This is a genomic window from Brevibacterium siliguriense (genome assembly GCF_900105315.1).
Lineage (GTDB): Bacteria > Actinomycetota > Actinomycetes > Actinomycetales > Brevibacteriaceae > Brevibacterium > Brevibacterium siliguriense.
Map to the genome: position 1 here is coordinate 2,459,306 of NZ_LT629766.1, position 11,225 is coordinate 2,470,530.

Sequence of the window (11,225 nt, forward strand, 5' to 3'; positions counted from 1 at the left end):
CCCAGGTGGTGATGATTCGACTCTTCGGCGTGCATTCACGCCCAAGAAGGTGCTAGCATTGACAACCGTATGCGCCTGTGCATACAAGTCCAAATTCGCAATCGAGACCGGATTCGGTTCTTGCGGCAACTTTCCCGACCTGCCGCCAGGGTACCGGATCTGGACCAATATTCCATCGGAGTCCCTACCTATATGACCACCACCACGCCGGAATCGGTGCAGCCGAAGCAGGTCGCTGTCAACGACATCGGAACCGCTGAGGATTTCCTCGCCGCCGTCGATGAGACCATCAAGTACTTCAACGATGGCGACATCGTTGAGGGCGAAGTCGTCAAGGTCGACCGTGACGAAGTCCTCGTCGACATCGGATACAAGACGGAAGGCGTCATCCTCGCACGTGAGCTTTCCATCAAGCACGATGTCGATCCCGGCGAAGTCGTCGAGGTCGGGGACGAAATCGAAGCCCTCGTTCTTCAGAAGGAAGACAAAGAGGGTCGTCTCATGCTGTCGAAGAAGCGTGCTCAGTACGAGCGCGCCTGGGGCGACATCGAGAAGATCAAGGAAGACGACGGCGTTGTCACCGGCACCGTCATCGAGGTCGTCAAGGGCGGCCTGATCGTCGACATCGGACTGCGCGGCTTCCTGCCCGCCTCCCTGGTCGAGATGCGTCGCGTCCGCGATCTCGCTCCCTACATCGGCCAGCAGGTCGAAGCCAAGATCATCGAGCTCGACAAGAACCGCAACAACGTGGTCCTGTCGCGCCGTGCCTGGCTCGAGCAGACCCAGTCGGCCGTCCGTCACGACTTCCTGCAGACCCTGCAGAAGGGCCAGGTCCGTCCTGGTGTCGTGTCCTCCATCGTCAACTTCGGTGCGTTCGTCGACCTCGGTGGTGTCGACGGACTCGTCCACGTCTCCGAACTGTCCTGGAAGCACATCGATCACCCGGGTGAGGTCGTCACCGTTGGTGACGAGGTCACCGTCGAGGTCCTCGATGTCGACATGGACCGTGAGCGCGTTTCGCTGTCGCTCAAGGCCACCCAGGAAGATCCTTGGCAGCACTTCGCTCGCACGCACGTCATCGGACAGATCGTGCCGGGCAAGGTCACCAAGCTCGTTCCGTTCGGTGCATTCGTGCGCGTCGAAGACGGCATCGAAGGCCTCGTCCACATCTCCGAGCTGGCCGTGCGCCACGTGGATCTGCCCGAGCAGGTCGTCTCGGTCGACGAGACCATCTACGTCAAGGTCATCGACATCGACCTCGAACGCCGCCGCATCTCGCTGTCGCTGAAGCAGGCGAACGAAGGCGTCGACCCCGAGGCCGAAGAGTTCCTCGACCCGGCTCTCTACGGCATGCCGCAGGAGTACGACGAGGACGGCAACTACAAGTACCCCGAGGGCTTCGACCCCGAGACCAACGAATGGGTCGAGGGCTACGAGGCTCAGCGCGAAACCTGGGAGCAGCAGTACGCCGCCGCTCAGGAACGCTGGGAAGAGCACAAGAAGCAGGTCGCCAAGGCCATCGCAGCGGACGCCGAGGCTTCCGCAGCCGATGCCGTCGGTTCTGCCGACGCCGCTCCGGCCACCGGATCGTTCTCCTCCGAAGAGGCGAGCGACGAGGGCACCCTGGCCAGCGACGAAGCTCTCGCAGCCCTGCGTGAGAAGCTTGCAGGCAGCTGATAGCAGCCACCACTTGGGCTCCCGGTCGGAAGGCCGGGAGCCCTTTGTGTATGCCCCCACGCCTCGAGCGTGCCTGCGCCCCTGGCTGTGGTACACCGTCATCCTCTGCGTCGGCAGCCTGACCGTCTTCGGCTCCGTCGCCGCGGACCCGGGCGGCAGCGTCGTCGCCTCGAACGACGACACGTCCCTGTTCATCTGGTGGCTCGGACACGGCGCTCAAGTGCTCGCCGAGGCCCTCGGGTTCGGGCCGGGACAGACGGGCAGCCTGCTGTTTACGGAATCGATGAACACCCTCGGCGGGGGAGTCAACGGCGCGTGGAACACCTCTCTGGCCGGCTTCGCGATCCTGCTTGCTCCCGTGACCTGGTTGGCAGGACCCATTGTGAGCTACAACCTGCTCATCCTCGCCTTCCCGGTGTTGGGCAGCCTCGCCACGGCGGTGCTGTTCCGCCGCTTCCTCGACCGTGTGCCCGCATTCATCGCCGCCGGCGGGGTAGGCTTCTCCAGCTATGTCATCGCCCAACTCGGCGGACACCCGAACCTCGGCTATATCGTCACCCCGCCGCTGACCGCCTGGGTGATCCTCGCTCTCCTCGACCTCGGACGGACCACGACCCCACACGGCCGCTCACTGCTGCGCCGCCGCCGGCTCTGGCTGCTCGGCGGAGGTTTCGGGGTCCTCCTCGGCTTCCAGTTCTACGTCTCCACCGAAGTCCTGGCCGGAACATTCCTCGCCGCACTGTGCTTTCTGGCAAGCCTCGCCGTCTTCGGCCGACGCCTCTTCGGCGCTCGGCCCTGGCTGGCTCTCGGTCTCGGCTCCGCCATCGCCGGGATCATCGCACTCCTGTGCGCGATCCCGCTGCTGGTGACGATGACCGGCCCGAACGCCCCCTCCGGCGCCATCCGCCCGCACGGAGTGTGGAACACGGACCTGCTCGACCCGTTCCTGCCCGCGGCCCCGGCCTGGCTGAGCTTCGGAGTGTCCCCGCTGCCACGGATCATGGACATCGACCCCGCCGAACTCGGAGCCTACGTCGGCGCACCCGCCCTCGCGGCGGCCGTGCTCATCGTCATCGGCCTCGGACGCCGATCCGCGCACGCAGCTCCGGTGCGCATCGCAGGCGCGACCGGTCTCCTCGTCTTCCTGCTGGCGCTGGGGTCCCCGGTCCTCCTGGGCGGTCGCGTATTCGTCGATACCGGCCCGTTCGCCCTCATCGAAGCGATTCCCGTACTCAACAACATCCTGCCCATGCGCCTCGTCCTCCACACGACGATCGCGTTGTTCGCGGTACTGGGAATCGGCGTCCAATGGGCACTGAAGCACCGCAGGCTGCGGCGCGCCCGCGCCCTCCTCATCCTGCTCGTCCTCGCCGCCGTGGCCGTCATCCCCGGTCCGCAGACCGCACACGAAGTCACCGTTCCCGCCTTCTATACCGAATCCATCGCCGAGGTGGTCCCCGCCGGATCCGTCGTCAAGACCTTTCCCCGCCCGCTGGCATGGGCCGAGCCCCACGCCGACGAAGCCATGGTGTGGCAGTCGGTCAGCGGATTCCGCTATCGAGAGACCGGCGGCTATTTCATCGGGTCGAGCCCGGAATCGCCGGTGACCTATTCCGCTCCCGAGGACGCCCTCGACGAACTGCTGCACGGGTCCGTCTTCGACGGGGAGCCCATGCCGGACGCCGACAGTCCGGAAGTCGCCTCGGCGATCGCCGATCTGCGGGAATCCGGAGTCGACTTCATCGTCCTCGCCCCCGAAGCGCCGCTTCTGCCGGGAGGCGAGGGAGAGTACGCGGAATTCCTCGATACCGCCGTCGGCGATCCGATATTCACCGACGAGGGAGTGCGGGTCTACCGACTGGATCAGTAGGATGAACCCATGCTGAGAATCGGTCTCACCGGCGGAATCGGCGCCGGAAAGTCAACGGTGTCCGCAATGCTCGTCGAACACGGGGCAGTGCTCGTCGACGCAGACAAGATCGCCCGCGAAGTCGTCGAACCCGGACAGCCTCTGCTCGAGAGACTGGCAGAGGTCTTCGGGTCGCAGGTGCTGCACACCGACGGCTCGCTCGACCGAGCGGCGCTGGCGTCGGCAGCCTTCGTCGATTCCGAACACACGGCACAGCTCAACGGGCTCATGCATCCGGCGATCCGCGACCGCACCGCTGAGCACTTCGCCGAGCATTCCGACACCGAGATCGTCGTCCACGACGTGCCGCTGCTCGTCGAGAACTCCATGACACCGGCCTACCACCTCAACCTCCTCGTCGACGTGCCCGCCGAGGTGCGGCTGCAGCGGCTCATGGACTCCCGCGGAATGGACCGCGATGATGCCGCCGCACGGATCTCCCGCCAAGCCGATGACGAAACGCGACGAGCGGCCTGTGACGTCATCATCGACAACTCCGGTGAGGTGGAGGAGACGAAGGCCGCGGTCGCCCGTCTCATCGAATTGCGGATCCGTCCTTTCGCCGCCAATCTCGCGGCCGGGCAGCGAGCACCGAAGGCTGCCCTCGAACTCATCGACCCCGCGGACGCGGACTGGGCAGGAGATGCACAGCGAGTGCTCGCAAAGCTGAGGCACGGCACCGGCGACGAGTTCGCCATCGAGCACATCGGCTCCACCTCGGTGCCGGGGCTGCCCGCCAAGGACGTCATCGACCTGCAGCTCCTCGTCCCCGACCTCACCGCAGCCCGGGAGCTGGTACCGCGCCTGGCCGAGCTCGGGTATCCCGGTGCAGAATTGAGCGACCACCTCGGTGAAGGCGGAACAGAGCCGAAATGGTTCCACGCGAACACAGACCCGGGTCGGGCAGTCAATCTTCATGTGCGCACGACGGATTCCGTCGGTGCGCGCTTCGCCCGCACATTCCGGGACCTGCTCACCGAGGACACAGGGGAGCGGGACCGCTACCTGCAGGTCAAGCGCGAACTCATGGCCGAAGCTGAGACGGCGGGCGGGACGAACGCAGAGTCGATACGAAAATATGCGGAGTCGAAGGAACCCTACTTCCTCGAGATGCGTCGCAGGCTCGTCCCCGACAGCTTCGACTGACGCGGTGTCACACGGCTGCAGGCACGTCGCCGCCGATGTCGTACCGGCTCCGGCCTGCCCAATGTCAGGGGCGGGGGCTAGGGTTGGACTATGAGCTCAGAACGCCCCCTGCCAGCGATCGGCCACCGCCCCGACGTCACCCGCGAAGTGGCGCCCTTCGAGGTTGTTTCCGAGTACTCGCCCTCCGGTGATCAGCCGACGGCGATCAAGGAGATCTCCGACCGGCTCGACGCGGGAGAGCGGGACATCGTCCTCCTCGGCGCCACCGGTACGGGAAAGTCGGCGACGACGGCCTGGCTCATCGAACAGGTGCAGAGACCGACGCTGATCATGGCACCGAACAAGACCCTGGCCGCGCAGCTGGCCAACGAGTTCCGACAGCTGCTGCCCAACAACGCCGTCGAGTACTTCGTCTCGTACTACGACTATTACCAACCGGAAGCCTATGTGCCTCAGACGGACACGTTCATCGAGAAGGACTCCTCGATCAACGACGAAGTCGAACGTCTGCGGCACTCGGCCACGAACTCGCTGCTGACCAGGCGTGATGTCGTCGTGGTCTCGACCGTGTCGTGCATCTACGGTCTCGGCACACCGGAGGAGTACGTCGACCGGATGGTCACCCTCCACAAAGGCGACGAATGCGACCGGGATGAACTGCTCAAACGCTTCGTATCCATGCAGTACGCCCGCAATGACATGGCCTTCACCCGCGGCACCTTCCGCGTCCGCGGAGACACCGTCGAGATCATCCCGCAGTACGAGGAGCTCGCGCTGCGCATCGAATTCTTCGGCGACGAGATCGAATCGCTGCAGACCCTCCACCCGCTGACCGGTGAGATCGTCCGCGACGAGGACACCATCCACGTGTTCCCGGCCAGCCACTACGTCGCCGGAGAGAACCGGATGGCCACCGCGATCAGCGGGATCGAGGAGGAGCTGCAGAAGCGGCTGAGCGAGTTCGAGACGCAGAACAAGCTGCTCGAAGCCCAGCGGCTGAAGATGCGCACCACATATGACCTCGAGATGATGGAATCGATGGGCTTCACCTCCGGCATCGAGAACTACTCCCGGCACATCGACGGCCGCGCCCCCGGATCGGCACCGAACTGTCTGCTCGACTACTTCCCCGAGGACTTCCTCCTCGTCATCGACGAATCCCATGTCACGGTCCCGCAGATCGGCGGCATGTACGAAGGCGATATGTCGCGCAAGCGCACCCTCGTCGAACACGGATTCCGCCTGCCCAGCGCCATGGACAACCGGCCGCTGAAGTTCGACGAATTCCGGGAGCGGGTGGGACAGAGCGTGTACCTGTCCGCCACGCCCGGCAACTTCGAACTCGGCAACGCCAACGGCTTCGTCCAGCAGATCATCCGTCCCACCGGCCTCGTCGACCCAGAGATCAAGGTCAAACCGACGAAGGGACAGATCGACGACCTACTCGATGAGATCAAGACACGCGTCGATGCGAACGAGCGTGTGCTCGTGACGACTCTGACGAAGAAGATGGCCGAAGACCTCACCGACTACCTGCTCGAACACGACATCCGCGTCCAGTACCTCCACTCAGATGTCGACACGCTGCGACGTGTGGAGCTGCTCACAGAGCTGCGCGCCGGTGAGTTCGATGTGCTCGTCGGCATCAACCTGCTGCGCGAGGGCCTCGACCTACCAGAAGTCTCCCTCGTAGCGATCCTCGACGCCGACAAAGAAGGCTTCCTCCGGTCATCGACATCGCTCATCCAGACGATCGGACGTGCCGCCCGTAACCTCAACGGCCAAGTGCACATGTACGCCGATACGATCACGGACTCGATGCGCACCGCCATCGACGAGACCGACCGCAGACGCGCCATCCAGATCGCCTTCAACGAAGAGCACGGAATCGACCCGGCCCCGCTGGTCAAGCGGATCGCAGACATCACCGAACGTCTGCAGCGAGAGGACGAGGACACTCGAGAGCTGCTCACCGAATTCGACTACGGCAAGGGCAAGCGCGGCTACAACTCGACTCTGACCGACGAACAGCGAGAAGCCGCCGGCAAACCCGGCTCGCTGCGTCCGCCGGCAGCCGACCTCACCGAGCTCATCGAATCGCTGACTTCGCAGATGCATTCGGCGGCCGCAGAGCTGCAGTTCGAGCTCGCCGCACGTCTGCGCGATGAACTCTCAGACCTCAAGCAGGAGCTGCGCCAGATGAAGGAGGCCGGTCACGCCTGAGCCGCACCGGTGACGCGCGAGTGATGCTCGCATGTTTATACTGGTGTGCTGGCGAAAGGGAGTATCCCGTCCATCCGCGGTCGTCACCACGACCCTTCAAAGGGTCCGGACGCGGAGCGCACGCAGATTCACCGCGTGGGAGAGACTTTCGACACGGATACATCCTGTTCACCACGAAAGGCATCCATGGATATTCTGTCCTCCACGCTCGCAGCCGGCGGCAACGCCGCTGCAGCGAGCGAATCTCCGATTCCCGTATGGTTCATGATCACCTCGGGAATCATCGTCGTTGCGATCCTCGTCTTCGACCTTCTCCTGGTCATCAAGCGACCACACACCCCGTCGATGCGGGAGGCGAGCATCTGGGTCGCCTTCTACGTCGCCCTGGCTCTTGTCTTCGCCGGTGCGCTCTTCGCCATCGGCGACGCCCAGCATGGCAGCGAATTCCTCACCGGCTGGCTGCTCGAATACTCGTTGAGCATCGACAACCTGTTCGTCTTCATCATCATCATGGGCAGCTTCTCGGTACCGCGTAAGTACCAGCAGGAAGTGCTCATGGTCGGCATCATCATCGCCATCGTCTTCCGCGGCATCTTCATCGTCGCGGGTGCGGCGATCATCAGCGCCTTCGTCGAAGTCTTCTTCGTCTTCGGCATCTTCCTCCTCGTCGTCGCCTACCGGCAGGCATTCAGCTCCGAAGACGAAGGCGACGGCGAAAACGGCCTCATTCGGTTCCTGCGGAAGCGGATCAACGTCGTCGACGAATACCATGGCAACAAGCTGCGTGTGGTTCTCGACGACAACAAGACCTACTGGACCCCGATGTTCATCGTGTTCATCGCCATCGGCTCGACCGATGTGATGTTCGCGCTCGACTCGATCCCGGCGATCTTCGGCGTCACCCAGAACGCGTTCCTCGTGTTCACCGCGAACGTGTTCGCCCTCATGGGACTGCGTCAGCTGTACTTCCTGCTCGGAGGACTCGTCGACAAGCTCGTCTACCTCCACTACGGAATCGCTGCGATCCTCGCCTTCATCGGCGTCAAGCTCGTCATCCACGCTCTGCACTCGAGCGATTGGGAGTTCCTCTCGTGGGGCCATTCGATCCCCGAAGTGCCGACGTGGCTGTCCCTGACGGTCATCGTCCTGGCAATGGTGGTGGCCACGGTCGCCTCACTGATCAAGATGAAGAAGGACGGAATCTCCTTCAAGGACATCAGAGCAGAACAGTCCGACGAGTCCGAAGAGGCCTGAGCCGACCGGACCCGGACGTGCCGAGACCGCCTCGGTGTCGGCACAGAACGGGCGGGGTCCGTCTCGATCACTCGAGACGGACCCCGCCCGTGTCAGTTCGGTCCGGGCAGACCCGGACCGGCAGGAAGGCGCTCAGCCCTGTGCGAAGGGCCCGAACACGGGAGTCCACTCGCGGATGTCCGTCTTCTCGATGACACCGAGCGACGCATAGGGGTCGGCAGCCAGGTGACCTTCGACCTCCGCATGGTCGGCGGCGCTGAGGATGAGCAGTCCTCCCGGCTGCGGATCATCGTCCAAGGGACCGGATGCGAGAATCGTCCCGGCCTCATTCATCTCCGCCTGCCATTGACGGTGAGCAGGGCGGTGCTCCATCCGCGTATCGGTATCAGGTCCGTAGTGGTAGGTGACGGCGAAGACCGGCATATGTGACTCCTTGGTGTCGAGCAATAGGATGGAACCAGTCTAATCGGAAAGGTCTGTGCATCAGCGTGGCCAGATTGCAGGAGATCCCAGCGGAATTCGCCGACGACGACACGATCTACGAGTCGTTCGGCGAATACTGCCAAGAGATCGGAGTGGAGCCGTACCCGGCTCAGGACGAGGCGTTCCTCACGATCCTCGCAGGCGACAATACGATCATGGCGACCCCGACCGGTTCGGGGAAGTCACTCGTCGCTCTCTTCGCCCTCTACCAGTCCTTCACGCGCGGGATCCGGTCCTATTACACGGCCCCGCTCAAGGCCCTCGTGAGCGAGAAGTTCTTCTCCCTCATCAACGCCTTCGGCGCCGAGAACGTCGGCATGATCACCGGTGACTCCACTGTCAACCCGGATGCCCCCGTCATCTGCGCCACGGCAGAGATCCTGGCCAACCAGGCACTGCGCGAAGGCGGAATGCTCGACGCCGGAATGGTCGTCATGGACGAGTTCCACTATGTCGCCGACCCCTCCCGAGGCTGGGCCTGGCAGGTGCCGCTCCTCGAGATGCCGCAGACCCAGTTCGTCCTCATGTCAGCCACCTTGGGCGACACCACCGACATCCGACGCACCATGACGGAGACGACCGGACGCGATTCCTCCGTGGTCACCTCGGCGACCAGGCCCGTCCCGCTCGACTTTGAATATTCGACGGAGACGCTCTCGGACACTCTGCGCGGACTCGTCCGCAGCGACAAAGCGCCGGTCTACGTCGTCTCCTACTCCCAGAACGGAGCCATCGACCTCGCCACCAACCTGCTCTCGGTCGACCTCGCCTCCAAAGAACAGAAGGCCGCGATCGCCGCTGCCATCAAGGGCTTCACCTTCGGCAAGGGATTCGGGCAGAGTCTGCGCAAGCTGCTGTTGCACGGCGTCGGCGTCCACCACGCCGGAATGCTGCCGAAGTACCGCCGGCTCATCGAACAGCTCGCCCTCAAAGGACTGCTGCTCGTCATCTCCGGCACCGACACCCTCGGCGTGGGCATCAACGTGCCCATCCGCTCTGTGCTCCTGACCGGACTGACGAAATTCGACGGACGGAAGATGCGCAGACTCAGCGTCCGCGAATTCCAGCAGCTCGCCGGGCGTGCCGGCCGCGCCGGATTCGATACGCGCGGGTACGTCATCGCTCAAGCCCCCGAACACGTCATCGACAACCTCAAGGCCGAGGCGAAGGCTGCGAACGATGACAAGAAGAAAAAGAAGAAGGTCAAGAAGAAGGCCGCCCCGGTCGGCTTCGTCGGCTGGTCCGAGGAGACGTTCACAAAACTCATCGAGGGCGAATCCGAGACCCTGCGACCGCGGATGAAGATCGACCATTCGACGATCCTCAACCTCGTCGCCCGCCCCGGCTCCGATGTGTCGACCATCAGCGCGTTCATCGACAAGACACATGAGACAAGGGAGCGCCGGCTCGACCTCAAACTCACCGCGATCAGCATCGGACGCTCCCTCATCGACGCCGGCCTCATCGAGGTCCGTGGCAGCGAACTCGTCGCCACCCAGGACCTCGGCCCCCAGTTCGCGCTCAACCAGCCGCTGGCGCCCTTCGTCCTCGCCGCGCTCGAGCTTCTCGACGAGAACGACGACACGTACGCCCTGGACGTCGTCTCCATCGTCGAGGCGACCACCCCGGTGCCGTTCCAGATCCTCAAGGGCCAACTCGACCGGATCAAGGGAGAGACCCTGGCCGAGCTCAAGGCCGAAGGCGTCGAATACGCCGAACGTATGGCGATCCTCGACGAGATCGAAAGCCCCGCACCCCTGGCCGAGTTGCTCGACCCGGCGTTCGACCATTTCGTCGAGACTCATCCCTGGCTGCACCGAGGCGGCTTCGAGCCCAAATCCGTCGTCCGCGACATGCTCGAGCAGGCCATGGGCTTCACCCAGTTCGTCGGCTACTACAGTCTCGCCCGGGCCGAGGGCAGCCTGCTGCGCTACCTCACCGACGTCTACCGCGCACTGCTCCACAACGTCCCCGCGGAGAACCGGACCGAGGAACTCGAGACCATCATCGAATGGCTGGGTGAGACCATCGCCCGGACGGATTCGTCGCTGCTGGACGAATGGCGGACGCTGCAGGGACTCGACCCCACCGAACACGCCGACGATCTGCCGGCGCTGGACCGTCGCTTCTCCGAGAACACGAAGGTCTTCACCGCGGAGATCCGCAATGCCCTGTTCCACCGAGTGCTGCTGGCCGAACGCGCGAACTACACGGAGCTCGGCCGCCTCGACGCCGAATCCGGATTCGACTCCCGGGCCTGGGAGGACGCGATCGAGGACTTCTACGACGAATACGGAGAGCTGCACGTCGACCAGAAGGCCCGCGGACGGGAATATATCGACATCACACCCGGTTCCCACACTTGGAACGTCCGACAGGTCCTCGCCGATCCCGACGACAACAGGGACTGGGCCATCGACGCTGAGGTGGACGTGGCCGCCAGCGACGAATCCGGCGATATCGTTCTGCGCATCCTCTCGGTCGGAGAGATCGGCAGATGAGCCTTGGAACCGCTGGGAATACACCAATGTCA

General features: G+C 63.9%; 7 protein-coding genes. 6 read left to right on the plus strand and 1 reads right to left on the minus strand.

All coding sequences use genetic code 11. The annotated features are described in order from the left end of the window. Positions 1-192: 192 nt before the first annotated feature. From rpsA to BLU88_RS10880, 5 genes are all read left to right on the plus strand, one after another. Entirely contained in the window at positions 193-1,677 is a 1,485-nt protein-coding gene (gene rpsA / locus BLU88_RS10860) for a 30S ribosomal protein S1 (protein ID WP_039207480.1), read from the plus strand. 46 nt (positions 1,678-1,723) lie between these two features. Beyond that, positions 1,724-3,547: a hypothetical protein gene (locus BLU88_RS10865; protein WP_092013608.1), complete on the plus strand. Its 1,824-nt coding sequence runs from the start codon at positions 1,724-1,726 to the stop codon at positions 3,545-3,547. 9 nt (positions 3,548-3,556) lie between these two features. Beyond that, positions 3,557-4,732 (plus strand): dephospho-CoA kinase, encoded by a 1,176-nt coding sequence (gene coaE, locus BLU88_RS10870; protein ID WP_092013611.1) that lies wholly within the window; start codon positions 3,557-3,559, stop codon positions 4,730-4,732. A 90-nt stretch (positions 4,733-4,822) separates the two neighbouring features. Beyond that, complete coding sequence (gene uvrB, locus BLU88_RS10875; protein ID WP_092013614.1) at positions 4,823-6,955, plus strand: excinuclease ABC subunit UvrB; 2,133 nt, start codon at positions 4,823-4,825, stop codon at positions 6,953-6,955. Between the two features lie 186 nt (positions 6,956-7,141). Next, positions 7,142-8,209 carry a TerC family protein gene (locus BLU88_RS10880; protein ID WP_092013617.1) on the plus strand — a complete coding sequence of 356 codons (1,068 nt, stop codon included), beginning with the start codon at positions 7,142-7,144 and terminating at the stop codon, positions 8,207-8,209. A gap of 132 nt (positions 8,210-8,341) precedes the next feature. On the opposite strand, the gene BLU88_RS10885 is transcribed toward BLU88_RS10880, so the two are convergent. Further along, the gene (locus tag BLU88_RS10885; RefSeq protein WP_092013620.1) at positions 8,342-8,632 is read right to left on the minus strand and encodes a YciI family protein; all 291 of its coding nucleotides are present in this window, start codon (positions 8,630-8,632) and stop codon (positions 8,342-8,344) included. A gap of 65 nt (positions 8,633-8,697) precedes the next feature. Between BLU88_RS10885 and BLU88_RS10890 the strand changes: the two genes are divergently transcribed. Continuing rightward, positions 8,698-11,193, plus strand: a complete 2,496-nt coding sequence (locus BLU88_RS10890; protein ID WP_092013623.1) for a DEAD/DEAH box helicase — start codon at positions 8,698-8,700, stop codon at positions 11,191-11,193. Positions 11,194-11,225: the final 32 nt, after the last annotated feature.